Source organism: Niveispirillum sp. FG148 (genome assembly GCF_057809655.1).
On the sequence record NZ_JBMDKJ010000001.1, the window covers coordinates 87973 to 112718 of the forward strand.

Annotated in this window: 23 protein-coding genes and 1 riboswitch; of the genes, 11 read left to right on the top strand and 12 right to left on the bottom strand. The window is 65.0% G+C overall.

Going from position 1 to position 24746, the window contains the following annotated elements:
• The first annotated feature begins 6 nt into the window (after nt 1–6).
• Complete coding sequence (locus ACODTW_RS00415; protein ID WP_488943885.1) at nt 7–1536, top strand: DHA2 family efflux MFS transporter permease subunit; 1530 nt, start codon at nt 7–9, stop codon at nt 1534–1536.
• A 113-nt stretch (nt 1537–1649) separates the two neighbouring features.
• On the top strand, nt 1650–1901 hold the full coding sequence (locus ACODTW_RS00420; RefSeq protein WP_488943886.1) for a hypothetical protein: 252 nt from the start codon (nt 1650–1652) through the stop codon (nt 1899–1901).
• A 13-nt stretch (nt 1902–1914) separates the two neighbouring features.
• Here ACODTW_RS00420 and ACODTW_RS00425 read toward each other — a convergent pair whose 3' ends face one another.
• The 3 genes from ACODTW_RS00425 to ACODTW_RS00435 all read right to left on the bottom strand — a co-directional run bounded on the left by ACODTW_RS00425 (nt 1915) and on the right by ACODTW_RS00435 (nt 3845).
• On the bottom strand, nt 1915–2700 hold the full coding sequence (locus ACODTW_RS00425) for a substrate-binding periplasmic protein (RefSeq protein WP_488943887.1): 786 nt from the start codon (nt 2698–2700) through the stop codon (nt 1915–1917).
• Between the two features lie 133 nt (nt 2701–2833).
• Nucleotides 2834–3214, bottom strand: coding sequence for a hypothetical protein (locus ACODTW_RS00430; protein WP_488943888.1), 381 nt, complete (start codon nt 3212–3214; stop codon nt 2834–2836).
• A gap of 127 nt (nt 3215–3341) precedes the next feature.
• Nucleotides 3342–3845, bottom strand: coding sequence for a TIGR00645 family protein (locus tag ACODTW_RS00435; protein ID WP_488943889.1), 504 nt, complete (start codon nt 3843–3845; stop codon nt 3342–3344).
• A gap of 203 nt (nt 3846–4048) precedes the next feature.
• Nucleotides 4049–4172: riboswitch (guanidine-I (ykkC/yxkD leader) on the top strand.
• Between the two features lie 69 nt (nt 4173–4241).
• On the opposite strand from ACODTW_RS00435, the gene ACODTW_RS00440 reads away from it, so the two are divergent.
• The 9 genes from ACODTW_RS00440 to ACODTW_RS00480 all read left to right on the top strand — a co-directional run bounded on the left by ACODTW_RS00440 (nt 4242) and on the right by ACODTW_RS00480 (nt 15625).
• On the top strand, nt 4242–5318 hold the full coding sequence (locus tag ACODTW_RS00440; RefSeq protein ID WP_488943890.1) for a putative urea ABC transporter substrate-binding protein: 1077 nt from the start codon (nt 4242–4244) through the stop codon (nt 5316–5318).
• Between the two features lie 125 nt (nt 5319–5443).
• A complete protein-coding gene (locus ACODTW_RS00445) occupies nt 5444–6265 on the top strand; it encodes an ABC transporter permease (protein ID WP_488943891.1) in 822 nt (273 codons plus the stop codon).
• The gene (locus ACODTW_RS00450) at nt 6262–7086 is read left to right on the top strand and encodes an ABC transporter ATP-binding protein (protein ID WP_488943892.1); all 825 of its coding nucleotides are present in this window, start codon (nt 6262–6264) and stop codon (nt 7084–7086) included. The genes ACODTW_RS00445 and ACODTW_RS00450 overlap by 4 nt, the downstream gene beginning before the upstream one ends.
• A gap of 13 nt (nt 7087–7099) precedes the next feature.
• Entirely contained in the window at nt 7100–7915 is an 816-nt protein-coding gene (locus ACODTW_RS00455; RefSeq protein WP_488943893.1) for an urea amidolyase associated protein UAAP1, read from the top strand.
• Between the two features lie 17 nt (nt 7916–7932).
• Nucleotides 7933–8583 (top strand): urea amidolyase associated protein UAAP2, encoded by a 651-nt coding sequence (locus tag ACODTW_RS00460; RefSeq protein WP_488943894.1) that lies wholly within the window; start codon nt 7933–7935, stop codon nt 8581–8583.
• A 267-nt stretch (nt 8584–8850) separates the two neighbouring features.
• The gene (gene uca, locus ACODTW_RS00465; protein WP_488943895.1) at nt 8851–12372 is read left to right on the top strand and encodes an urea carboxylase; all 3522 of its coding nucleotides are present in this window, start codon (nt 8851–8853) and stop codon (nt 12370–12372) included.
• Nucleotides 12372–14138 (top strand): allophanate hydrolase, encoded by a 1767-nt coding sequence (atzF, locus tag ACODTW_RS00470; protein ID WP_488943896.1) that lies wholly within the window; start codon nt 12372–12374, stop codon nt 14136–14138. The genes uca and atzF overlap by 1 nt, the downstream gene beginning before the upstream one ends.
• 120 nt (nt 14139–14258) lie before the next feature.
• Nucleotides 14259–15164 (top strand): acyl-CoA thioesterase, encoded by a 906-nt coding sequence (locus ACODTW_RS00475; RefSeq protein WP_488943897.1) that lies wholly within the window; start codon nt 14259–14261, stop codon nt 15162–15164.
• Between the two features lie 17 nt (nt 15165–15181).
• Nucleotides 15182–15625 (top strand): acyl-CoA thioesterase, encoded by a 444-nt coding sequence (locus ACODTW_RS00480; protein ID WP_488943898.1) that lies wholly within the window; start codon nt 15182–15184, stop codon nt 15623–15625.
• A 60-nt stretch (nt 15626–15685) separates the two neighbouring features.
• Here the strand turns inward: ACODTW_RS00480 and ACODTW_RS00485 are convergent, their stop codons facing one another.
• The 9 genes from ACODTW_RS00485 to ACODTW_RS00525 all read right to left on the bottom strand — a co-directional run bounded on the left by ACODTW_RS00485 (nt 15686) and on the right by ACODTW_RS00525 (nt 24745).
• Nucleotides 15686–16108, bottom strand: coding sequence for a c-type cytochrome (locus ACODTW_RS00485; RefSeq protein WP_488943899.1), 423 nt, complete (start codon nt 16106–16108; stop codon nt 15686–15688).
• A gap of 163 nt (nt 16109–16271) precedes the next feature.
• On the bottom strand, nt 16272–17915 hold the full coding sequence (locus ACODTW_RS00490; protein WP_488943900.1) for an OFA family MFS transporter: 1644 nt from the start codon (nt 17913–17915) through the stop codon (nt 16272–16274).
• Nucleotides 17916–18057: 142 nt separating this feature from the next.
• Entirely contained in the window at nt 18058–18270 is a 213-nt protein-coding gene (locus tag ACODTW_RS00495; RefSeq protein WP_488943901.1) for a formate dehydrogenase subunit delta, read from the bottom strand.
• Nucleotides 18260–19081 carry a formate dehydrogenase accessory sulfurtransferase FdhD gene (gene fdhD / locus ACODTW_RS00500; protein WP_488943902.1) on the bottom strand — a complete coding sequence of 274 codons (822 nt, stop codon included), beginning with the start codon at nt 19079–19081 and terminating at the stop codon, nt 18260–18262. The genes ACODTW_RS00495 and fdhD overlap by 11 nt, the downstream gene beginning before the upstream one ends.
• Before the next feature lie 43 nt (nt 19082–19124).
• Complete coding sequence (gene fdhF / locus ACODTW_RS00505; RefSeq protein ID WP_488943903.1) at nt 19125–21992, bottom strand: formate dehydrogenase subunit alpha; 2868 nt, start codon at nt 21990–21992, stop codon at nt 19125–19127.
• Between the two features lie 67 nt (nt 21993–22059).
• The gene (locus tag ACODTW_RS00510; protein ID WP_488943904.1) at nt 22060–22425 is read right to left on the bottom strand and encodes a DUF5615 family PIN-like protein; all 366 of its coding nucleotides are present in this window, start codon (nt 22423–22425) and stop codon (nt 22060–22062) included.
• On the bottom strand, nt 22425–22652 hold the full coding sequence (locus ACODTW_RS00515; protein WP_488943905.1) for a DUF433 domain-containing protein: 228 nt from the start codon (nt 22650–22652) through the stop codon (nt 22425–22427). The genes ACODTW_RS00510 and ACODTW_RS00515 overlap by 1 nt, the downstream gene beginning before the upstream one ends.
• A 75-nt stretch (nt 22653–22727) precedes the next feature.
• On the bottom strand, nt 22728–24272 hold the full coding sequence (locus tag ACODTW_RS00520; protein ID WP_488943906.1) for a formate dehydrogenase beta subunit: 1545 nt from the start codon (nt 24270–24272) through the stop codon (nt 22728–22730).
• Nucleotides 24269–24745 (bottom strand): formate dehydrogenase subunit gamma, encoded by a 477-nt coding sequence (locus ACODTW_RS00525; RefSeq protein ID WP_488943907.1) that lies wholly within the window; start codon nt 24743–24745, stop codon nt 24269–24271. Before ACODTW_RS00525 ends, ACODTW_RS00520 begins: the two co-directional genes overlap by 4 nt.
• Between the last annotated feature and the right edge of the window lies 1 nt (nt 24746).

The following is a 24746-nucleotide window of genomic DNA, read 5'->3' on the forward strand; positions in this document are numbered from 1 at the left end:
CGCGCCATGAACGCCGCCATCGCCGCCCCGGCCGCCCCTGTCAAACGCGGCCCGCTGACGCTTGCCATCATGCTGGCAACCATCATGCAGGTGCTGGACACGACCATCGCCAATGTGGCGCTGCCCAGCATGCAGGGCAGCCTGGGCGCCGCACAGGACAGCATCACCTGGGTGCTGACCTCCTATATCGTCGCGTCGGCCATCATGACCCCGGTCACCGGCTGGATGGCCGACCGGATCGGGCTGAAGAACCTGTTTCTGGCGTCCGTGGCTGGGTTCACGCTGGCGTCCATGCTGTGCGGCCAGGCGGGCAGCCTGACCGAGATGATCATCTGGCGACTGGCACAGGGTGTGTTCGGTGCCGCCCTGGTGCCGCTGTCGCAGACGGTGCTGTTGAACATCAATCCGCCGGAACGCCATGGGTCGGCCATGGCCATGTGGGGGGCTGGCATCATGGTCGGCCCTGTCATCGGTCCGACCTTGGGCGGCTGGCTGACGGAAAGCTTCAACTGGCGCTGGGTCTTCTACATCAATGTGCCGGTGGGCATCATGGCCTTCCTGGGCATGCTGGCCTGGTTGCCGGCAGCACCCAAGCGTCAGCGCGGCTTCGATTTCCTGGGCTTCGCCCTGCTCAGCATCGCGGTAGGTACCTTGCAACTGCTGCTGGACCGGGGTGAGCAGCTGGATTGGTTCGCCGCCAACGAGATCTGGATCGAATTGGGCATCTCCGTCTCCGCCTTCTGGGCCTTTGGTGTGCATATGCTGACGGCCAGGCGGCCATTCGTGGAACCGCGCCTGCTGCGTGACCGCAATCTGGCTACGGGCCTGATCCTGATCTTTGTGGTCGGCATCATCGTGCTGGCGGCCATGGCCCTGTTGCCGCCCATGCTGCAGCGGCTGATGGGCTATCCCACCATCACCACGGGTCTGGTGATGGCGCCGCGCGGCGTGGGGGTGATGATCTCCATGCTGATGGTAGGGCGGCTGGTGCGCATCGTCGATCCGCGCATCCTGATCACCATCGGTATCAGCCTGACGGCCTGGTCGCTGCACATGATGACAGGCTTCACCATCGTCATGGACAGTACCCCCATCATCCTGAGCGGCGTCGTGCAGGGCCTGGGCCTGGGGCTGGTTTTCGTGCCGCTCAGCACCATCGCCTTTGCCACCTTGCAGCCGGCGGACCGTGTGGACGCGGCCAGCCTGTTCAGTCTGGTGCGCAATCTGGGCAATTCGCTGGGTGTATCCATCGTCACCTCCATGCTGGCGCATTTCATCCAGATCAACCATGCTGAACTGGCGGCCCATATCACCCCCTACCGGTCAGAGCTGGACAGCTTCCTGGCGTTGGGCGGGCAGATGTCGCCGCAGGTGATGGCAACCGTCGACGGCATGGTGAACCAGCAGGCAGCCATGATCGCCTATATCAATGATTTCAAGATGATGATGATCATCACCCTGGCGGCGCTGCCCCTGGTCCTGGTGCTGCGCCGGCCGGCCCGGATGACGTCCGGGCCTGGCCCCGTTATGGAATAGGCCGGGTTCTCTCAACCATGGGGTGCGTGACCGGTATGGGAGATGCCCACCCCCCGCTATTCACTTTGCGGCTGCGCTTGCTCTAATCTGGCGGCGTTGAAGGGGTAAGAGCGATGAGCGACGCGATCAGGCAGATCAGGGCGCGGGCCCGGCGCAAGGCGGCGGGGCTGGTGCGGCTTGAATTCTGGGTTCCGGCAGAGCGCCGGGAAGAGGTACGGCTGGCGGTGCAGGCCCTGCTGGAGACGGAGGCGACGGTGGTGCCCGCCGCACCTGCCGGCGCGGCGGGGATGCCGGAGGAGCCGCCCGTGCCCGTTGTGCAGCGACGCCAGCGTCTGATGACCGACATTGATGGGCTGCTGGACTGACGGGACCGCGCCATTACCGCCGGGGCGTGCCATTCATGATGGTGCCCATGGTGCCAGCGCCCGGGACGGGCTGGCCCAGGCGGGTGCGCATGACTGTCAGGCTGCCATCCTCTTCCAGGGAAAGCAGCGCGTTGTCCACCTCCGCAACCGACAGGTCGCTGGCTGGGCTGATCAGGCAGCTGCGTTCCCGTGTGGCGATGGTGATTGGTTCCGGCCGCGCCATCCGGGCCAGGGCGGGTTCCCGTTTGATGGAATCCAACCAGGCCAGCCGCGGCATGATCACGGCGTCCACGCGTCCGCCGCCCAATTTGCGAAGGTTGCTTTCCGCGTTACGGGCATCGACCCGTTCCGCTTTGCCGGTGCGGAACAGGTCCTCGATCTCCGGTGGGTAGATATAGCCCAGCACCGTTCCGACCCGCCTGCCTGCCAGGATTGAGGAACTGATTTCTCCCGTCACAGTCGCGGACAGGATCACGACGTCATCATCGGTAAACAGGCCGCGGGAAAACCGATCGGCGGAAAAGCCGGGATAATATTGTCGCGCCGCCATGCAGTAGGCGTCGACCGAGCCGGCCGTCAATTCGGCGGAGATGCGGTTGCGGGGAACAAAACGGAAGGCGGCTTCCCGTCCCAGCCGCTGGGCCAATGTCTGCCCCAGTTCCTTGATGAAGCCACCTTCCAGCCGGTCCTGCCGGATCACGGCATAGGGGGCCTCGTTATGGTCGCCATAGGCGAAGATCATCAAACGGTTCTGTGCCAGACTGGGAAAGGATGGCAGCACGGTGAGCAAAACCGCCAAGGCCATGGCTCCACGCCGCAAGAACATCCCCATCCCCTTACTGTCACGCCATCCGGATGGCGCGTCACGCATTCACTATTACTTTAGTGACGTTCGGCGGTGGGTGGGAGAAATTTTTTTACCGATTCCGCGCTCAGGACGTTTTACCTGTCCCATCCTTGGCCATTCCGCCCGATCGCAGCGCATGCAGTAGCAGGTAACCAGCGCCGATCATGCCGGGAAAGGCAGCAACCGCCAGCAAGGGGCGGACGGCCAGTTCCTGGCCGATGAACTGTGAGGCGATGCCGATGGCCAGGGCTACCGCGATGAACAGAACGCCACGCCGCAGGTCGGACCCGGTGCTGGTTAATTGTGCGGCCATGGCGGCCGCCGTCTGCTGATCCAGCCCGCCGGCCTTGTCCACGATGCCGCGCACGGTGTCTGTGACCGATTGTCGCGCACGGAAATTCAGATAAAGGGCGGCGATGACGATGATGGTCACGCTGCTGAACACGATCAGAACATCAACATCCATTGCGCCATCCCCCGCATCTGATCAGCCCCGTTCAACAAGAAACGCGAATGTTGCTGGACGCAAGGAGCGGGTTCCAGGCGAGGGGGCCATTTCCCCGGTGCCGCAAGGTACCGGCACGAGCCTGGGGTCAGTGCTTGCCCTTGTTGGTCAGCTTGTCCAGCGCGCCCATCAGCACGGCGGAGATGACGAAGGTCAGATGGATGATGACCAGCCAGAACAGCTTGTCATTGCCCACCTTATCCGCGTCCATGAAGCTTTTCAGCAGATGGATGGAGGAAATGGCGACGATGGAGGCAGCCACCTTCACCTTCAGCGAGCCGCTGTCCAGCTTGCCCAGCCAGGACAGTTTCTCCTCATGATCGCCCAGGTCGATGCGCGAGACGAAATTTTCGTACCCGCTCAGCATCACCATGACCACCAGGGATGCGACCAGGGTCAGGTCAACCAGCCCCAGGGCGGCCAGGATCAGGTCGGCATCACTGGCGCCGAACACCGCATATTCGAACAGGTGATAGAGTTCGATGCAGAAGCGGATGCTGAAGGCCACCAGCACGAAGGAGAGGCACAGATATACCGGCACCAGCAGCCAGCGGCTGCCGTAAAGGGCCCGTTCAATCAGGCGTTCCAACACGTCGTGGCCTCCGTCAATGTGCGCTTGGGCATGGGGTTGCAATGACCCAAAGCCGGTCCCCTTGTCAACCATTCCGGGCGGGATTGGCCGGTGCTCAATATTTGGGCGGATTGCATCTTGATCCTGCCCCTATCGGCGCCAGTTTCAGGCAGCGATCACAGGAATCCGCCCGTACTGGACTGGCACGGCGATTGCTGCTATGCGGCAATGGTGGCTAGGGTTCCGGCGGCGTCCGACAGACGCGGTGACTGGTCCGAGAGCTGCCGCCCGGTCCCGCCAGATCATCTGGCCCGGCCGGGTACACGGCGGGACAAAAGCCCGGGAGATCGAGGAGGGTTGGCGCCCCCGTTCGGTCTCCGCCAACCCCCAAACCGGTTTGGAACCATAAGGGGTTGGATGATGAAGACGCGCCGCTTCCTTGGAAAATTGACCGCCGGGCTGATTGCCGCCTCGCTCCTCTCGGTCCCGGCGCTGGCCGCGCCCAAGAAGGACTTCAAGCTGGCATGGTCGATCTATGCCGGCTGGATGCCCTGGCAGTATGCCGCCGAACACGGCATCGTGAAGAAATGGGCCGACAAATACGGCATCGGCATCGAGGTGGTGCAGTTCAACGATTATGTTGAAAGCATCAACCAGTACACGGCCGGCGCCTTTGATGCCGTGACCGTGACCAATATGGACACGTTGTCGATCCCGGCCGCCGGTGGTGTCGACACCACCGCCGTCATCGTCGGTGACTTCTCCAACGGCAATGATGCCGTCATCCTGAAGGGCAAGGGCAATCTGGCCGATATCAAGGGCCAGAAGGTCAATCTGGTGGAATTCTCCGTTTCCCACTATCTGCTGGCCCGCGCGCTGGAAACGGTCAAGCTGACGGAGAAGAAGGACGTCAAGGTCGTCTCCACCTCCGACGCCGACATGGTCGCCGCCTGGGCCACGCCCGACGTGACGGCAGTTGTGACCTGGAACCCGCTGGTGGCGGAAATCCTGGGCACGCCGAACGCCAAGAAGGTGTTCGACAGCAGCCAGATCCCCGGTGAGATCATCGACCTGACGGTGGCCAATACCGACACGCTGAAGGACAACCCCGCCTTCGGCAAGGCGTTGGCCGGCATCTGGTACGAGACCATGGCCGTCATGTCCGCCGACAGCGAGGCCGGCAAGGCCGCGCGCGCCGCCATGGGCAAGGCGTCGGGCACCGATCTGGCCGGGTATGAGGCGCAGTTGAAGGCCACGCGCATGTTCTACAAGCCGGCGGAAGCCCTGGCCTTTGTGCGCGGGCCGGAGCCGAAGGCGACCATGCAGAAGGTGGCGGGATTCCTGTTCGACCATGGCCTGCTGGGCAATGGTGCGCCGTCGGCCGAAGCGGTGGGCATCGAATTTCCGGGCGGTGCGCTCTATGGCAACCCGAAATTCGTGAAGTTCCGCTTCAGCGACACCTACATGGCCGCCGCGGCCGAGGGGAAGCTGTAAGGGCGGATGGATGATGTAGGTCGCGGGTGAGCGTCCAGCGAACCCCGACGGATATTGGCACCGTCGCTTGTCGGGGTTCGGCCGTCGCCTCACCCACGACCTACGCTTCTGCAAGGACACGCCCCATGCGCCTGATCAACCGAAGGCCCGACCGGACAAGCTGGATGATGCTGGCGGCACTGCCCTTTGTCGCGGTGCTGGCGGCCTATGCCCTGGGCTCTGCCGTAAGGCTAGCCGATAATCCGGCCGACAAGCTGTTGCCGGGTCTCGCATCCTTCGCCGACGCCATCGACCGTATGGCGTTCACAGCGGACAAGCGCACGGGCGACGTGCTGCTGTGGCTGGACACGGGCGCGTCGCTGGCCCGGCTGTTCGCGGGCATCGCCATCGCGTCGGGTGGCGGGCTGTTGGTGGGCATGGCGGCGGGGCTGCTGCCGCATGTGCGGGCCACGCTGTCGCCCTTTGTCACCGTCATCTCCATGGTGCCGCCGCTGGCCATCCTGCCCATCCTGTTCATCATGGTGGGATTGGGGGAGGCGTCGAAGGTGACGCTGATCGTGATCGGCGTGCTGCCCTGCCTGATCCGCGACCTGATGCTGAAGATCGATGATCTCCCGCGCCAGCAATTCATCAAGGCGCAGACGCTGGGCGCCAATAGCTGGACGATTGCCATCCGCGTCGTCCTGCCCCAGATCCTGCCGCGTCTGATTGACAGTATCCGGCTGAATCTGGGCCCGGCCTGGCTGTTCCTGATCTCGGCAGAGGCAATTGCCAGCGAAAGCGGGCTGGGCTACCGCATCTTCCTGGTGCGGCGCTATATGGCCATGGATGTCATCCTGCCCTATGTCGCCTGGATCACGCTGCTTTGCTTCCTGATGGATCTGGGGCTGCGGGTGGTGCAGCGCCGGGCCTTCCCCTGGTTTGCGGATGCGAGGGCCGGCGCATGACCCAGATTTCCGTCCGCAATGTCTGGAAGGAATATGGCGAGCAGGTGGTTCTGGAACAGATCAACCTGGACATCGCGCCGCGTTCCTTCGTGGCCCTGGTCGGCCCGTCCGGATGTGGCAAGACCACCTTTCTGCGCATGCTGCTGTCGCAGGAAACCCCGTCGCGCGGTGAGATCCTGATCGACGGCCAGCCCATCTCGCCCGAACCCGGCCCCGACCGCGGCGTGGTGTTCCAGCGCTATTCCGTGTTCCCGCATCTGAGTGTGCTGGGCAATGTCTTGCTGGGCGCGGAATTGCAGGCGGGTGGCCTGTTCGGCCGGCTGTTCGGCGCCGCCCGCCGCAAGGCGAAGGAAGAGGCGGCGCAACTGCTGGACGCGGTCGGCCTGTCGCATGCGCTGGACAAGTACCCGGCGCAGTTGTCGGGCGGCATGCAGCAGCGGCTGGCCCTGGCCCAGGCCCTGATCGCGCGGCCCAAGGTCCTGCTGTTGGATGAACCGTTCGGGGCGCTGGACCCCGGCATCCGCGCCGATGTGCACAAGTTGATGCGCCAATTGTGGCACGACCATCCGATGACGGTGGTCATGGTCACCCATGATCTGTCGGAAGCCTTCCATCTGGGCACCCGCGTCATCGCCTTTGACCGCCGCCGCAACCTGCCGGAAGAACGGCTGCGCTATGGCGCCAGCATCACCAACGATATCGAGGTCTGGCCCCGCCGCGTGGCCGGCCAGCCCGATTTCGGCAAGGAACCGCCCCGCCGGGACGACCCGGCCAAAACGGATGGGCAGACAGACCGGGACGACCCGGCCGACGCAGCGTGAGGAGGGAGCAAGCATGCCCCGCCAGACCCAAGAGCAGATCGCGGCCAACCGGGCCCGGTATCTGGAACTGAAATCCGCCGCCTCCGGCCGTGCGCCCCTGGTCCTGCCCCCGCCCAGCCCGCGCGGGCTGGGCCTGCCCGAGGGGGCGTCTGTGCGCCTGCGGGAGGAATTGCCCGGTGGCTGGTACTGGACCGGGGTGATCCGGCGCGGGCAGGTGCTGCGCATCACCAACCCGGCCGCCACGCCGGGCGTGTCGCTGCTGGCCTGGAACCGCAACGACCCGTCGGAACGGTTCAACCATGCCGACACGATCAAGATCCAGTGGACGGCGGCGCTGGGCAAGGGGCGGGTCCTGTTCTCAGACATGGGGCGCGTGCTGTTGTCCATCGTGGAGGATAGCTGCGGCCGACATGATACGGTGGTGGGCGGGTCCACCCCGGCCAGTGTCGCCCGTACCTATGGCCCCGACAGCGGTGTGCGCAATGCGCGCGACAATTTCGTACTGGCGGCCGGCAAGCATGGCCTGACCCAGCGGGATATCCCACCCTGTATCAGCTTCTTTGCGCCCACTTCCGTGACCGGTGACGGGACGTTTGCCTTTGATGCGGCGGGTGTGCAGCCGGGCGATTTCGTGTCGCTGCGGGCGGAGATGGATATGATCCTGGCCGTATCCAACACTCCCCACCCGCTGGCCCCGGCCACACCGCCGGTCCCCGTCGAACTGGTCATCCATGAGGTGCCGCCGGCCGCGGCCGATGATCTGTGCCGCACGGCCACGGCGGAAGCCGCGCGGGGCTTCGTCAATAATGATGCCTATCTGTCGGCCTGAGCGGGGAGGGAAGAACCATGACCAGTCACAGCTTCACCCCGGTTTTGTCCGACCGTGATCCCGCCAGCGCCATTCTGAACGAACTGGTGCCGGCCGAACATCCCTGGTCCGGCATTGTGCGCAAGGGTCAGGTGATCCGGATTGTCGACAGCGAGGGCTGTCAGGCCGTCGATACGCTGTTCTACAGCCTGGATGATTTCAGCGAACGTTACAGCGCCCAGGACACAGTGCTGGCCCAGGGCACGCCCTATATCCAGGCGGGGTCGGTGCTTTATTCCAACCGTGGCAATGTCCTGGCCAGTGTCGTGGCCGATACGTGCGGCCGGCACGATACCTCGGCCGGCGCCTGTTCCTGCGAAAGCAATACGGTGCGGTTCGGGCATCATACGAAATACATGCATGCATGCCGGGAGAACTTCGTGATCGCCGTGACCCGTCACGGGATGGGCAAGCGCGATATCGTGCCCAACATCAATTTCTTCATGAATGTGCCCATCGACCCCGATGGCACGCTGGCCATTGTCGATGGGGTGTCGTCGGCCGGTGACTATGTGGAACTGCTGGTGCAGCAGGATCTGCTCTGCGTCATTTCCAACTGTCCGCAGGTGAACAATCCCTGCAACGGTTTCGACCCCACGCCCATCCAGGTGGTGATCTGGGAAGGGTGAGGCGTGTCGCTGTCCCAGAATTAGACCGTCACCCCGGCCTGCGCCCATAGGCACTAAGTTAACCTTCTGCACAAACCTGCCTCCCCCGCGAAAGCGGGGGTCCAGGAGCCAAGAGCACTGAAGCGCTGGCTCTTGTGGCCCCTGGACCCCCGCTTTCGCGGGGGAGGCAGGAAAGGTGAAGCCCCTAACTTAGCGCCTATGGGCCTGCGCCGGGGTGACGGAAAAGATGCACGAAGGGCATGCCCTTCCCCCCAAAGGAACCCTGTCATGTTCACCAAGGTTCTGATCGCCAATCGCGGTGAGATCTGCGCGCGGGTCATCAAGACCCTGCGGCGCATGGGTATCGCCTCGGTCGCCGTCTATGCCGATGCCGACCGGTTTACGGCGCCCGTCCTGGCGGCCGATGAGGCGGTGCCTATCGGCCCGTCGCCGGCCAAGCAAAGCTATCTGGACATCGACGCTGTCATCGCCGCCTGCCGGGCCACGGGCGCACAGGCGGTCCATCCCGGCTATGGATTCCTGTCGGAAAATGCTGGGTTCGTGGAAAAGCTGAACGCGGCCGGCATTACCTTTATCGGCCCGCGGGTGGAGCATCTGCGCGGTTTCGGCCTGAAACACACGGCGCGTGATCTGGCCAGAGCGGCGGGCGTGCCGTTGCTGCCCGGTACGGATATTCTGGACAGCGTTGAACAGGCGCAGGAAGCGGCGGCGCGCATCGGCTTTCCCGTCATGCTGAAAAGCACGGCGGGCGGCGGCGGCATCGGCATGCAGCTTTGCCATACGGCCGAGGAACTGGCCGCCCGCTTCGCCGCCGTGCAGCGCATGGCGACCAGCAGCTTTGGCGATGCGCGCGTCTATCTGGAACGGTTTGTCGCCCAGGCCCGGCATGTGGAGGTGCAGATCTTCGGCGATGGCAAGGGCGGGGTGGTGGCGCTGGGCGAGCGTGACTGTTCCCTGCAACGCCGTAACCAGAAGGTGGTGGAGGAGACGCCGGCCCCCGGTTTGCCCGACAATGTGCGTGCCCGGTTACGCGAGGCGGCGGTGGCCCTGGGTCAGAGCGTGCAATATGCCTCGGCCGGCACCGTGGAATTCATCTATGATGTGGAACGGGCGCAGGTCTATTTCCTGGAGGTGAATACCCGCCTGCAGGTCGAACATCCCGTGACCGAAACCGTGTTCGGCGTCGATCTGGTGGAATGGATGATCCGGCAGGCGGCGGGCGATTTCACCCTGCCGGCGCAGGACAGTCTGGTTCCGCAGGGGGCGGCGATCGAGGTGCGGCTTTATGCCGAAAATGCCGCCGCCGATTTCCGCCCCTCCACCGGTCTGCTGACCGAGGTATCGTTCCCCGACGATATCCGGGTGGATGGCTGGGTGGCGACGGGGACGGAGGTGACGGCCCATTATGACCCGATGCTGGCCAAGCTGATCGTGCATGCCGGCACGCGCGATGCCGCCATCGACAAGCTGTCGGCCGCCCTGTCCGCGTCGCGCGTGGCGGGGATCGAGACGAACCTGTCCTATCTGCGCGCCATCATCGCATCGGACCTGTTCCGGCGGGGCGATGTCGCCACATCGGTGCTGAAGGATTTCCCCTTTACGCCGGCGACGGTGGAGGTGATCGCACCGGGTGCCCAGACGTCGATCCAGGATTGGCCGGGGCGGTTGGGCTATTGGGATGTCGGGGTGCCGCCATCGGGGCCCATGGATGACAAGTCCTTCCGGCTGGCCAACCGGATGCTGGGCAATGCGGAGGGGACGGCGGCGCTGGAATGCACGCTGACCGGGCCGACGCTGCGCTTCAACATTGACGCTATCGTGGCCGTGACTGGTGCGGCCATGGCGGGGACCTTGGACGGGATTTCCATCCCGCATGGCGTGCCGGTGACGGTGAAGGCGGGCCAGGTGCTGGCGCTGGGCCGTATCCAGGGGCCGGGGCAGCGCGCCTATCTGGCCGTGGCCGGCGGCTTTGATGCGCCCACCTATCTGGGGTCGAAGGCCACCTTTGCCCTGGGCCGGTTCGGCGGCCATGGCACGGGCTGCCTGAAGGCGGGGGATACGCTGGCCCTGGCGGGCCTGCCCACGGGTACGGCGGAGGCGGTGACGCTGCCGTCTCTGTCCCATGATTGGGAACTGGCCGTGCATTACGGGCCGCACGGGGCGCCGGATTTCTTTCAGGAAGCCGACATCGTCGACCTGTTCGCCGCGACCTACGAGGTGCATTTCAATTCCGCCCGCACGGGCGTGCGCCTGATCGGCCCGAGGCCGACCTGGGCCCGTGCGGATGGGGGGGAGGCGGGGCTGCACCCGTCCAACATCCATGACAATGCCTATGCCATCGGCGCGGTGGATTTCACGGGCGACATGCCCATCATCCTGGGCCCGGACGGACCCAGCCTGGGCGGTTTCGTCTGCCCATTGGTGGTGGCGAAAGGTGACCTGTGGAAGGTCGGGCAGTTGCGACCGGGCGACAAGGTCCGGTTCGTACCGGTGGTCAAGCCGGTGGCAGCCCCCGTCCTCATCACCCATGCCGACCTGCCATCGCCGATCCTGCACCGGATCGACGGACCGGTACCCGTTATCTATCGCCGGGCGGGGGATGATTATCTGCTGGTCGAATATGGGCCGATGGCGCTGGATCTGGGGTTGCGGCTGCGCGTGCATCTGTTGGTGACGGCGCTGCGTGACCGGAACCTGCCCGGCATCGTCGATCTGACGCCCGGCATCCGGTCATTGCAGGTGCATTACGACAGCTCGACCCTGCGCACCACCAATCTGCTGGGCGTGCTGGCGGAGATCGAGGCCGGGCTGGGCGGGATCGAGGATGCCCGGGTGCCCAGCCGCGTCGTACATCTGCCACTCTCCTGGAACGACCCGCAGGTGCGGCTGGCCATGACTAAGTACCAGGAACTGGTGCGGGCCGATGCCCCCTGGTGCCCCGACAATATCGAATTTATCCGCCGCATCAATGGCTTGGACCATGTTGACGATGTGCGCCGCATCGTGTTTGACGCCCATTATCTGGTCTATGGGCTGGGTGACGTCTATCTGGGCGCGCCGGTGGCCACGCCGCTGGACCCGCGCCACCGGCTGGTGACGACGAAATACAATCCCGCCCGCACCTGGACGCCGGAAAATGCCGTGGGCATCGGCGGCGCCTATATGTGCATCTATGGGATGGAGGGGCCGGGCGGATACCAGCTGTTCGGCCGTACCATCCAGGTCTGGAATTCCTGGCGGAACACCGCACCGTTCCAGGCGGGCAAGCCCTGGCTGTTGCGCTTCTTCGACCAGATCCGTTTCTTCCCCGTCAGCGAACAGGAACTGGCCGAGGCGCGGGAGGCCTTCCCCCATGGCCGCTATCCCGTGCGGATCGAGGAGACGGTACTGGATTACGCCGACCATCTGCGGTTCCAGGCCACCCATGCCGACAGCATCGACGCCTTCAAGGGCCGGCAGCAGGCGGCGTTCGAGGCCGAGCGCGAGGAGTGGAAGGCCAAGGGGCTGGACAGTTTCGTCAGCGATGATGGCGGCCCCGCCGCCGATGCCACAGCATTGCCGGATGGCTGTACGGGTGTGGAAGCGGGCGTGACCGGTAACGTCTGGAAAATCATGGTGGAGCCGGGCCAGTATGTGGCGGCCGGTGACACGATCCTGATCCTGGAAAGCATGAAGATGGAGATGGAGGTGAAGGCCGCAACGGCCGGCCGGGTGCGGGAAATCACCGCGAAACCCGGCCGCACCGTCAATGCCGGCCAGACCATCGCTATCCTGGAGGAGGTTGCCTGATGTTGCCCGAGAAACTTACCATCCATGAACTGACGGACCTTTATCGCAGCGGCGATGCCAGTCCAGTCACGGTGATCGAGGCGGTTCTGGAACGGCTGGCAGCCAATCCCGACCCCGCCATCTGGATCAGCACGGTGCCGGCCGACCGGTTGCGGGCCGAGGCGCAGGCCCTGGCCGATGCCGGCTATGACCCGGCCAAACCGCTGTGGGGCATTCCCTTTGCGGCCAAAGACAATATCGACGCGGCCGGCCTGCCCACGACGGCTGCCTGCCCGGCCTTCGCCTATGATCCAGCGGCCGACAGTACCGTGGTGGCGCGGCTGCGGGCTGCGGGCGCCATCCTGATCGGCAAGACCAATCTGGACCAGTTCGCCACGGGCCTGAACGGCACGCGCAGCCCCTATGGCGCCCCGCGCTGCGTGTTCAACAATGACTATATCTCCGGCGGGTCCAGTTCGGGGTCCGCCGTGGCGGTGGCGCGGGGGCAGGTGGCGTTTGCGCTCGGCACGGATACGGCCGGGTCGGGCCGGGTACCGGCCGCCTTCAACAATCTGGTGGGGATCAAGCCCACCAAGGGGTTGCTGTCGGCTGCCGGGGTGGTACCCGCCTGCCGGTCACAGGATTGTGTGACGGTGCTGGCCCATTCTGTGGCCGATGGCGATCTGGTGCGGCGTGTGGCGGAAGGGTTCGATGGGGGCGATCCCTTCTCTCGTCTGGCCCGAACGACACCGCTCCGCGTGACCGGTTTCAAGTTCGGGGTGCTGACCGGGGCCGAAAAGGAGTTCCTGGGCGATCAGGCGGCAGAGGCTCTGTATGATGCTGCCATTGCCAATTTGGAGGCGCTGGGCGGGTCGGCCGTGCAGTTCGATTACGGCCCCCTGCGGGAATGCGCCCATCTTCTTTATGGCGGGCCCTGGGTGGCCGAACGGCTGGCCGCCATTGAGGAGTTTGTCGAGGGGCAGGCCGACGCCATGGACCCGACGGTCCGCACCATCATCCAGGGGGCGGCGGGCAAGAGTGCGGTGGAGGCGTTTGTCGGCCAATATGCGCTGGCCTTCTATGCCCAGAGTATCGCGCGGCTGTGGGGGGAAGTGGATTTCCTGCTGCTGCCCACCACACCCACCATCTATACGGTGGCGGAGATGCAGGCCGATCCGGTGCGCCTGAACAGCCATCTGGGCCGCTATACCAATTTCGTGAACCTGCTGGATTGCGCGGCATTGGCCGTGCCGGCGGGGTTCCGGCCCAATGGCCTGCCCTTCGGTGTCACGCTGGTAGGGCCGGCCTTCACCGATGCGGCCCTGGCCGATATCGGCGACAGGCTGCATGGGGAGGTGGAACCGGTCACGGTGCCGGTGGTGAACAGTCCGCCTTCCGACTGGCTGCCCATCATCGTGGTGGGGGCGCATCTGACGGGCATGCCGCTGAACCCGGAATTGACCAGCGTCGGCGGCATCCGGTTGGGGGAGGTGCGGACGGCGCCCGATTACCGTTTCTACGCCCTGGCCGGCACAATTCCGCCCAAGCCGGGTCTGGTGCGCGATCCGGGCTTTGCCGGGCCGGGCATCCTGGCCGAAGAATGGGCCCTGCCGCCCGCCGCCTTTGGTGCCTTCGTCGCCCGCATCCCGGCGCCCCTGGGTGTGGGCAAGCTGACCCTGGATGATGGGCGGCAGGTGACGGGGTTCCTGTGCGAAGGCCACGCGTTGGAAGGGGCGACAGAGATCACCGGCTATGGCGGCTGGCGGGCCTATCGCGCGTCGCTGTGAATCCCCGAGTATGCGACCGCAAGTCACCCATGTCCGAACCGGGGCGGCCATACCCTTGCCAGCCGCCCCGGTCCCCAAAATAGTGGAGGGGATTAGGCATCGGTGAAGAAAGGTCCCGGAATGATCGAGGACTATAACGCCATTCCCGGCCCGGAAGAGCTGGTGGCACGGTTGACGCGGCTGCTGACGGTCGATGAGCTGGGCAGCGACATGTATCAGGGGTCCCGGCTGATCGGGGGCAAGGGCCGCGTGTTCGGCGGGCAGGTGGTGGCCCAGGCCCTGGCGTCGGCCATCCGGACGGTGGACCCGTCGCGCGTCGTGCATTCCCTGCACGCCTATTTCATGCGGCCGGGGGACGAGGATTATCCCATCGATTTCCGTGTCCACCGCGATTATGACGGCCGCAGCTTTACCACCCGCCGGGTGGAGGCGCTGCAGGGCGGAGCCCCCATCCTGACCCTGACGGCGTCGTTCCAGGTGCCGGAGGACGGGCTGGAACACCAGCTGTTCCCCATGCCGCAGGTCACGCCGCCCGATGTGTTGATGACGGAGCATGAATTCTACCTGTCCATCGCGGACAAGCTGCCGGCGGAAAGCCGGGCGCTGCTGGCCCATCGCCGGGCCGTGGAACTGCGCCCGGTCGACCCCGTCGATCCCGTCAATCCGGGCGTGCGGGAACCGCTGCAGCAGGTCTGGTTCCGCGTCGTGTCCCCCCTGGACGATGATGCCAACCTGCATCGCGTGGCCTTGGCCTATATCAGCGACATGGTCCTGCTGGGCACGGGCGTCCTGCCGCATAATGTCAGCTGGTTGGGCCGGACGCTGAGGGCGGCCAGCCTGGACCATGCGGTATGGTTCCATGCGCTGGATTTCCGGGTCGATGACTGGCTGCTGTACAGCACGGACAGCCCGTGGAGCGGGAATGGACGCGGGTTGAACCGGGGGCAGATATTCGACCGCACGGGCCGGCTGATCGCCAGCACGGCGCAGGAAGGGCTGATCCGGAGCCTGCGGCCGCGCGCCTGAAAGAGGGATGGGGAGGGGTGATCTTGAGCAAGCCGACGGCGCCCGTTCGGGCCGATTACCGGCATTTCCATGCGCTGGATACGCGCTGGATGGATAATGACGTCTATGGCCACGTCAATAACGTGACCTACTATTCCTATTTCGACACGGCCGTGAATGCCTATCTGATCGACCAGGGCGTGCTGGACATCCATGCCGGCGATGTCATCGGTCTGGTGGTGGAGACGGGGTGCCGGTTCTTCGCCTCTGTGGCCTTTCCCGACCGGCTGGAGGTGGGTATCCGTGTCGCCCATCTGGGCAACAGTTCCGTGCGCTATGAGCTGGGGATTTTCAAGGCGGGGGCGGAGATGGCGGCCGCTGGCGGCCATTTCGTGCATGTTTATGTCGACAGGGACAGCCGCCGGCCCACGGCGCTGCCCGCGCCGTTACGGGCGGTGCTGGAAGGGTTGAAGGTGGGTTGAAACAGAAAGGGGCCGGGCGGTTGATCCGCCCGGCTCCTTTTGCCAGCCTGGAACAGGCTGTTACTGCTTGCTCTTCAGGAAGGCGATCACGTCCTTGCGCTCCTGCTCGTTGGGCAGCTTGAACGCCATCTTGGTGACGCCCACGGCCTGGTCGGCGTGGCCCTTGTCGGTCAGGAACTTCTTCAGGAAGGCGTTCGGGTCGGCCAGATAGGCCTCCAGATTGGCTTCCGTCCAGGTCAGGCCGGCCTCACCGGAATGGTGATTGATCTCGGAATATTTGAAGCCATCGACCTTGCCGGCCGGGCGGCCGACGACGCCGGTCAGGATCGGGCCGACCAGATTCTTGGCATCGGGGCCGATGCGATGGCAGGCCATGCACTTCTTGAACACGGTCTCGCCCTTGGCGGCGTCCTGGGCCATGGCGGTGCCGGCGGTCAGGGCGGCAACGCCCGTCAGGACAAGGGCGGTGAACAGGGACTTCATCGAGGGGATCCTCCCACAAAATCGGACGCCGAAAATGCGGCGCGACCGTCATGACATCAATCTTTCGGAGCCACAGGTCAACCTGCCAAATGGTCCACATCGAAGGTCAGATGGTCGCGGCGCAAATTCAGGTGAAATTTCACTCAGGCGCCGGGCGGCGGCGTCACCCGAACAGCTTCACCACGCTTTGCAGCGTCTGATAGACGCCGAACAGGATGGGGATGCCCACGGCCAGCCAGGCCAGCAGCACCTTGGCGTCGAATCCGCCGCTGTCCACGTCGCTGCGGTTGATCATGGGGCCGGTGGCTGTCTTCGGTGCCTCTTCCTCGTCCATGAACCATTTACGGTCCACAGGCTTGACGGCGGCGTTGGCAAGGAAGCCCAGGATCAGGAACCCGGCCAGGATATACATGGTGTAATCATAGACCTGGGCGCGCGGCACGCCGGCGGCGATCTGCGCCTCGCGGATATAGTTCACGACCACGGGGCCGATGATGCCGGCCGTGGACCAGGCCGTCAGCAGCCTTCCATGGATGGCGCCCACGAACTTCGTGCCGAACATGTCGGCCAGATAGGCCGGCACGGTGGCGAAGCCGCCGCCATACATGGACAGGATGATGCAGAACGCCGCCACGAACAGCACCTTCGACCCCATATGGGCCAGGGACGGGGCCGAGGCATAAAGCACGATACCCAGGCCGAAGAAGGTGAAATAGGTCATCTTCCGGCCGATCTTGTCCGACAAGGACGCCCAGAAGAAGCGGCCGACAATGTTGAACAGCGACAACAGGCCGGTGAAGCCGGCGGCGATGCCGGCAATTATCTTCTTCTGGTCCGCGTTCAGGTCGGAGAAACCCAGGTCCGGCTGACCGAACAGAGCGCCGCCGAAAATCTCCTGCAACATGGGCGACGCCATGCCCAGCACGCCGATGCCGGCCGACACGTTCAGGCAGAGCACGGCCCAGATCAGCCAGAATTGCGGCGTCTTGTGCGCGTCCTTCACATGCACATTGCCATGCGCGATCATGGCATTGGCGGAAGGCGCCGGCGGGGTCCAGCCATTGGGCGCCCAGCCCGGCGGCGGCAGGCGATAGCCAAAGGCCCCGGACATCATGAACACGAAATAGATCACGGCCAGGACGACGAAGGTTTCCCACACACCGACGGAGGTCGACGTCTTGAAGCCGTTCATCAGCATGTTGGCCAAGGGTGAGCCGATCATGGCACCACCACCAAAGCCCATGATGGCCATGCCGGTGGCCATGCCGCGCCGGTCGGGGAACCATTTCACCAGGGTGGAGACGGGCGAGATATAGCCCAGGCCCAGCCCGATACCGCCAATGACGCCCGAGCCCAGCCACATCAGCCAGAGTTGATGGGTATAGACGCCGATGGCGGAGATCAGCAGGCCGCCGCACCAGCAGAGTGCGGCGACAAAGCCGGCCTTGCGCGGGCCTTCGCGTTCCAGCCAGCCGCCCCAGATGGCGGCGGACGAGCCCAGCAGGACGAAGAACAGCGTGTACATCCAGCCCAGATCGGCGACCTTCCAGTCGCACGAGGTGGTGAACAGGGCATTCATCAGCCCGGCATCGGCCGGACAGGCCATCGGTGCCGTCACGCCCAGCGACTGGCTGAGCGGCAGCCAGAACACGCTGAAACCATAGGCCATGCCGATACAGAGATGGATTGCCAATGCCGCCGGTGGCACCAGCCATCGGTTGAAGCCCGCATGCGCGATGATGCGTTCCCGGTCCAGCAGGCCGGGTTGCCCCGCACCTTGGCCCTGCGTTTGATCTGCCGCTACCATGCCCTCGTTTCCTCCTGTTCGTTCGCCGCTTTGGCGTTATTGGATGGACACGCATTGCCGGGGCTTCTTGGAATGGCTCCGGTTGGTTCTTCTGGTGAAAGCTCCTTATGGGTGCCGGGATGGGGTGTTTGGGTGACGCCTCCTATTGTTTTGTTCTCAGGCTCTCCAGGGCCTGGACGACGATGGGGGTCAATCCGGCCCCGCCCTTGTCCAGATGATCGAAAATCCCGGCCCGCATGCGCGGGTCCCAGAAGCTTTTGATATGGTCGGCGACGCCATGGGCGCCGTTCGGGCCCTGGCTGGCGAAAAAGGCGCCGATCTGGTTGGCCATCATGACCAGCTTTTCAGGCGACACGGGGGCACTCCTCGGCGTTGATCGTGATGCGGTCGGGGTGGCAGAAAACCTCAAACCCGTCGGCCCGCGCCACGGCCACCAGGGTCATGCCGGCAGCGTCGGCCAGCTTCACGGCCAGCGTGGAGGGGGCGGAGACGGCGGCCAGCAGCGGCACACCGGCCATGGCGGCCTTCTGCACCAGTTCCACCGACACGCGGCTGGTCATCAGGATGGCGCCCTGCGTGGCATCAATGCCCGAACGGACCAGCGCGCCGATCAGCTTGTCCAGGGCATTGTGGCGGCCCACATCCTCCCGCACCATCAGGTCCCCATCGGGTGCCAGGAAGGCGGCGGCATGGGCGGCGCGGGTCAGGCGCCCCAGCACCTGCTGTTGCGACATCGCATCAAAGCCCTGGGCCAGGGCCAGCGGTGTCAGCGGCCGGCCGGACCCGACGGGGCGGGCCGGCTTCACGGCTTCGGCCAGACTTTCCACCCCGCACAGGCCACAGCCGGCGGGGCCGGTCAGGCGGCGGCGGCGGGTGTCCAGGGCGGCGCGGGGCCGTTTGCTGAGCCACATCCGCGCGACCCAGCCCAGGTCGGTTTCGACCAGTTCCAGGTCTTCCACCTCTGCCGGACTGTCGATCACGCCTTCGGTCAGGCTGAAGCCGATGGCGAAATCCTCCAGATCGGCGGGGCTGGCCATCATCACGGCATAGGTGGCGCCGTCATGCACGATGGCGACGGGCACCTCCTCTGCCGTGATGCGGGTGCCTTCCTGCATCACGCCATCATGCCAGGCCAGACGGCGCAGGGGCTTGGCCGGGCTGTTCATGCCGTTGCCTCCGGCTTGGTCATGTTCCCGCCTCCGGCTTTGGTCATTCCGCCGCCTCGACCACATGGCCGTCGATGCGGCGCGACTGGCGGGCCTGCGCCTCATATTCCTGCTGCCAGGGCGTGGGGCCGTTGCTGTGGCCGACCTGTACGGCCGTCACCTTGTATTCCGGACAGTTGGTGGCCCAGTCGGAATAGTCGGTGGTGATGACATTGGCCTGGGTGTCGGGATGGTGGAAGGTCGTGTAGACCACGCCGGGCGCCACCCGGTCGGTGATCAGGGCCCGCAGGGTGGTTTCCCCCGCCCGGCTTTGCAGCTTCACCCAGTCGCCATCGCGGATGCCCCGGTTTTCCGCGTCATGCGGGTGGATTTCCAGCCGGTCCTCCTCGTGCCAAACGCTGTTGGCCGTGCGTCGCGTCTGGGCGCCGACATTGTACTGCGACAGGATGCGGCCCGTGGTCAGCAACAGCGGGAAGCGGGCGCCGGTGCGTTCCTCCGTCGGGATGTACTCGGTGATGACGAACTTGCCCTTGCCGCGCACGAAGCCATCGATATGCATGACGGGTGTGCCCTGCGGCGCCTTGTCGTTGCAGGGCCATTGGATGGAGCCCATCTCTTCCAGCCGCTGATAGGAGACACCCTTGAAGCTGGGGGTGACGCGGGCGATTTCGTCCATGATCTGGCTGGGATGGGCGTAATCCATGGTGAAACCCATGGCCCTGGCCAGCAGCAGCGTCACCTCCCAATCCGCATAGCCATTGCGGGGTGCCATGACGCGGCGCACACGCTGGATGCGGCGTTCGGCATTGGTGAAGGTGCCGTCCTTTTCCAGGAAGGTACAGCCCGGCAGGAAGACATGGGCGTAATTGGCCGTTTCATTCAGGAACAGGTCCTGGACGATGACGCATTCCATGGCCGCCAGACCGGCGGCGACATGATGGGTGTTGGGGTCGGATTGCAGGATATCCTCCCCCTGCACATAAAGCCCCTTGAAGGTCCCGTCGACGGCGGCGTCCAGCATGTTGGGAATGCGCAGGCCCGGCTCGGCTGACAGGGGAACGCCCCACATCTCCTCGAACATCTGCCTTGTGGCGTCGTCCGACACATGGCGATAACCCGAGAATTCATGCGGGAAGGAACCCATGTCGCAGGAACCCTGGACATTGTTTTGACCCCGTAACGGGTTCACGCCCACGCCCGGACGGCCGATATTGCCGGTGGCCATGGCCAGATTGGCAATGGCCATGACGGTGGTCGTGCCCTGGGAATGTTCGGTCACGCCCAAGCCATAATAGATGGCGCCATCGCCGCCCGTGGCGAACAGGCGGGCGGCCTGGCGGATGGCGTCGGGATCAATGCCGGCCATGTCGCCGACCACTTCCGGGCTGTTGCGCGGTTCGGCGACAAAGGCGGCCCATTCCTGGAATTCCGCCCAGTCGCAGCGCTGGCGCACAAATTCCTCGTCCACCAGCCCTTCGCTGACGATGACATGGGCCAGTGCGGTGACCACGGCGACATTGGTGCCGGGGCGCAGGGGCAGGTGCACCGCCGCCTCAACATGCGGAGACTTCACCAGATCGATGCGGCGCGGATCGATGACGATCAGCTTCGCCCCCTGGCGCAGCCGCTTTTTCAGGCGGGACGCGAAGACAGGGTGACCATCGGTCGGGTTGGCACCGATGACGATGACGACATCGGTCTGTTCGACAGAATCGAAATCCTGGGTGCCGGCAGAGGTGCCAAACGTGGTCTTCAGGCCGTAGCCCGTGGGGGAATGGCAGACGCGGGCGCAGGTATCGACATTGTTATTGCCGAACCCGGCGCGGATCAGCTTCTGCACCAGGAAGGTTTCTTCGTTGGTGCAGCGCGACGAGGTGATGCCGCCGATACTGTCGCGGCCATACTTGGCCTGGATCGCCTTCAGCCTGGTCGCGGTGAAGCCGATGGCTTCTTCCCAGCCGACCTCGCGCCAGGGCTGGTCGATACTGTCGCGGATCATGGGCGACAGGATGCGTTCCTTGTGCGTGGCATAGCCCCAGGCGAAACGGCCCTTCACGCAGGAATGGCCGCGATTGGCCTTGCCATCCTTATAGGGGACCATGCGCACCAGCTCATCGCCCCGCATCTCCGCCTTGAAGGCGCAGCCCACGCCGCAATAGGCGCAGGTGGTGACGACGGAATGTTCTGGCTGCCCGATCTCGATGACCGATTTTTCCTGAAGCGTGGCCGTGGGGCAGGCCTGGACGCAGGCGCCGCAGGACACACATTCGCTGTCCAGGAAATCCTCATGCTGGCCGGGGGAGACGCGGCTGTCGAAGCCGCGACCCTCAATGGTCAGGGCGAAGGTGCCCTGCACCTCCTCACACGCCCGCACACAGCGCGAACAGACGATGCATTTGGCCGGGTCATAGGTGAAATAGGGGTTGCTCTCATCCTTGGGCATCGCCAGCGGGCTGTCGGGCTTGAAATGGTTGGCGCCGTCCATGCCATAGCGCACCTCGCGCAGGCCCACGGCGCCGGCCATGTCCTGCAGCTCACAGTCTCCGTTCGCCGCGCAGGTCAGGCAGTCCAGCGGATGGTCGCTGATGTAAAGCTCCATCACACCCCGGCGCAGTTGCTTCAGGCGCGGGGTCTGCGTCTTCACATTCAGGCCCGGTGCCACGGGCGTGGTGCAGGACGCGGGCGTGCCCGGCCGCCCCTCAATCTCCACCAGGCACAGGCGGCAGGAACCGAAGGCATCGACCATGTCGGTGGCGCAAAGCTTGGGGATCTGCGTTCCCATCTCCATGGCCGCGCGCATGATGGAGGTGCCTTCGGGCACGCTCACGCTCTGCCCGTCGATGGTCAAGGTGACCAGCTTTTCCGACTTTGACGCCGGGGTGCCGAAATCGGTTTCGTGGATGAGTGTCATGGCACCCGCTCCTGATGCAGGGGGGAGGTCGGGGGCACATTCATGCCCAGTGCAGAGAGAAGAGAGTCTAGGCGAGTGGTAGCAGCCGCAACCTTGACCGTTTTGGATCGACAGTCAGCAGAGCGCCAACAGCCAAATCGTCTGCCACTTGCCTTAAGGCAGCGATCAACACGCCCGACATCGCTTCCGGTGTGATGTCGTCGCTGCGGATTTGCACGACGCTGGGCCGCGCGCCCTTCGTGGCGGCCAGAATGGCGCTGAAATCCAGATCGTGGGTCAGGACGATCAGATTGTGCCTTTCGGCATGATCCATGATCTGACTGTCCGGTGCATCCATGGGGCCGACATGCATCCAATGGACGGCAGAAATCCCCGCGTCCGCCAGGGTATCGACCCAGCGCGGCGACAGATTCATGTCCAACAGCAGCTTCATCAGGACGCCAGAACGATCTCTCGTTCTTCCGCGCGCCATGCCGCGTATCTGAGCGCCTGCAGGATGTCTTCGCGCTCAAGGTACGGGTAGTCGCCCAGAAGCTCGTCGATGCCCCGCCCCGCGCCAACCTGTGCGACAAGCATACCGACCGTGACGCGCAACCCACGGACACAGGGTTTGCCGCCCATGATGGCAGGGTCTTGGGTGATGCGATCAAGTTGGAGCATGGCGTTCCCTTCCGCGAAGCGGCTTCACGTCCAAGATAGGCTGAATGATTGCTTTCGCCAAGCATCCCCATCCCCCTATTCCGCCGCCGCGGGGAGGGACCCGCGCCGGAAATCCTCGGGGAAATGCTGAAGCGCGCTCAACACCGGGTAGGGGGTGAAGCCGCCCAGCGCGCAGAGGGAGCCGAACTTCATCGTCTGGCAGAGATCCTCCACCAGGGCGATATTGGCGTCGACCTCCACGCCCGCCATGATCTTGTCGATCACTTCGGTGCCACGGGTGGAGCCGATGCGGCAGGGGGTGCATTTGCCGCAGCTCTCGATGGCGCAGAATTCCATGGCGAAGCGGGCCTGGGCCGCCATGTCGACCTGATCATCGAAGACGACGATGCCGCCATGGCCGATCAGGCCGCCGCGCGCGGCGAACGCCTCGTAATCATATTGGGTGTCGAACAGGGACGGGGGGAAATAGGCGCCCAAGGGCCCGCCGCACTGCGCGGCGCGCACGGGTCGGCCGGTCAGGGTGCCGCCGCCGACCTCGTTCACGATTTCCCCCAGCGTGATGCCGAACGCATCTTCGAACAGGCCGCCGAATTTGACGTTGCCGGCTATCTGGATGGGCATGGTGCCGCGCGACCGTCCCATGCCGTAATCGGCATAGGCCTGGGCGCCATTGGCCAGGATGGTGGGCACGGTGGCCAGCGACAACAGGTTGTTCACCACGGTCGGCCGGCCGAACAGGCCCTTGATGGCGGGCAAGGGCGGCTTGGCCCGGACGACGCCGCGCTTGCCCTCCAGGCTTTCCAGCAGGGCCGTTTCCTCCCCGCAGACATAGGCGCCCGCACCCACGCGCAGTTCGATATCGAAGGCAAAATCGCTGCCCAGCACCGACGGGCCCAGCAGCCCGGCCTTGCGAGCGACATAGAGGGCGCGGCTGAAAACATGGTTGGCGTGGGGATATTCCGACCGGGAATAGACATAGCCCTTATTCGCGCCGACGCCATAGCCGGCGATGACCATGCCCTCGATCAGGGCGAGCGGGTCGCCCTCCAGCATCATGCGATCGGCGAAGGTGCCGCTGTCGCCCTCATCGGCGTTGCAGATGATATAGCGGCGGTCGGCAGGGGATGCTGCCACGGTGCGCCATTTGATGCCGGTGGGGAAGCCGGCGCCACCGCGCCCGCGCAGGCCCGACCGCACCACCTCCTCAACCGTGTTGGACGGGCCCAGTTCCAGGGCGCGCTTGACGCCCTTGAAGCCGCCATGGGCGCGGTAATCCTCCGCCGACAGCGGATCGATGATGCCGCAGCGGGCGAAGGTCAGGCGGTTCTGGCGGGCCAGCCAGGGGATCTGTTCCGTCGGGCCCAGGCATAGCGGATGCGGCGCCCCGGTCAGGAAACCGGCCGCGAACAGGCCGGGCACGTCGGAAGGCGTGACGGGGCCATAGGCGATGCGGCCGGCCGGTGTTTCCACCTCCACCAGCGGTTCCAGCCAGAACAGCCCGCGTGATCCCGTGCGCACGATGGGGGCCTGATCGCCGGCCTGCGCGGCAATGGCCTTGGCCACCTTTTCGGCACCCACGGCGAGCGCGGCGACATCCTGGGGAATGAAGATACGGGTCATGACCAGCGCACCTCTTCCACCGCAGCGGCCAGTCTGGCGCCATCCAGGCGGCCCACCGGATCGCCATCGACCAAAGCGGCGGGTGCGCAGGCGCAGATGCCCAGGCAATAGACGGCTTCCACTGTCACCGTGCCGTCGCCGGTCGTTTCGCCCCAGCCAACGCCCAGCCGTTCCAGCAACGCGGTTGCCGCCTTCTCACTGCCCAGGGCCTGGCAGGCTTCGGCCCGGCACACCTTGACCACATGGCGTCCGGTCGGTTCACGGCGGAAATCATGGTAGAAGCTGACCACGCCATGGATTTCCGCCCGCGACAGGTTCAGCGCCTCGGCGATCATGGGCACGGCCGCGTCGGGTACGCAGCCGAACGCATCCTGCAGGGCGTGCAGGATCGGCAGCGTTGGCCCTTCCAGGTGAAGGTGCCGATGGATGATATCGGCGGCGTGGCGTTCATCCCACGGCAGGGGGGCGGTCATG

Coding starts and splice junctions, on each gene's coding strand:
- ACODTW_RS00475 (WP_488943897.1), top strand. CDS start 14,259: ATGATCGAGGACTATAACGCCATTCCCGGCCCGGAAGAGCTGGTGGCA.
- ACODTW_RS00485 (WP_488943899.1), bottom strand. CDS start 16,108: ATGAAGTCCCTGTTCACCGCCCTTGTCCTGACGGGCGTTGCCGCCCTG.
- ACODTW_RS00515 (WP_488943905.1), bottom strand. CDS start 22,652: ATGCTCCAACTTGATCGCATCACCCAAGACCCTGCCATCATGGGCGGC.
- ACODTW_RS00460 (WP_488943894.1), top strand. CDS start 7,933: ATGACCAGTCACAGCTTCACCCCGGTTTTGTCCGACCGTGATCCCGCC.
- ACODTW_RS00420 (WP_488943886.1), top strand. CDS start 1,650: ATGAGCGACGCGATCAGGCAGATCAGGGCGCGGGCCCGGCGCAAGGCG.
- ACODTW_RS00520 (WP_488943906.1), bottom strand. CDS start 24,272: ATGACCCGTATCTTCATTCCCCAGGATGTCGCCGCGCTCGCCGTGGGT.
- ACODTW_RS00430 (WP_488943888.1), bottom strand. CDS start 3,214: ATGGATGTTGATGTTCTGATCGTGTTCAGCAGCGTGACCATCATCGTC.
- ACODTW_RS00450 (WP_488943892.1), top strand. CDS start 6,262: ATGACCCAGATTTCCGTCCGCAATGTCTGGAAGGAATATGGCGAGCAG.
- ACODTW_RS00455 (WP_488943893.1), top strand. CDS start 7,100: ATGCCCCGCCAGACCCAAGAGCAGATCGCGGCCAACCGGGCCCGGTAT.
- ACODTW_RS00490 (WP_488943900.1), bottom strand. CDS start 17,915: ATGGTAGCGGCAGATCAAACGCAGGGCCAAGGTGCGGGGCAACCCGGC.
- ACODTW_RS00440 (WP_488943890.1), top strand. CDS start 4,242: ATGATGAAGACGCGCCGCTTCCTTGGAAAATTGACCGCCGGGCTGATT.
- ACODTW_RS00525 (WP_488943907.1), bottom strand. CDS start 24,745: ATGACCGCCCCCCTGCCGTGGGATGAACGCCACGCCGCCGATATCATC.
- atzF (WP_488943896.1), top strand. CDS start 12,372: ATGTTGCCCGAGAAACTTACCATCCATGAACTGACGGACCTTTATCGC.
- ACODTW_RS00415 (WP_488943885.1), top strand. CDS start 7: ATGAACGCCGCCATCGCCGCCCCGGCCGCCCCTGTCAAACGCGGCCCG.
- fdhF (WP_488943903.1), bottom strand. CDS start 21,992: ATGACACTCATCCACGAAACCGATTTCGGCACCCCGGCGTCAAAGTCG.
- fdhD (WP_488943902.1), bottom strand. CDS start 19,081: ATGAACAGCCCGGCCAAGCCCCTGCGCCGTCTGGCCTGGCATGATGGC.
- ACODTW_RS00445 (WP_488943891.1), top strand. CDS start 5,444: ATGCGCCTGATCAACCGAAGGCCCGACCGGACAAGCTGGATGATGCTG.
- ACODTW_RS00510 (WP_488943904.1), bottom strand. CDS start 22,425: ATGAAGCTGCTGTTGGACATGAATCTGTCGCCGCGCTGGGTCGATACC.
- uca (WP_488943895.1), top strand. CDS start 8,851: ATGTTCACCAAGGTTCTGATCGCCAATCGCGGTGAGATCTGCGCGCGG.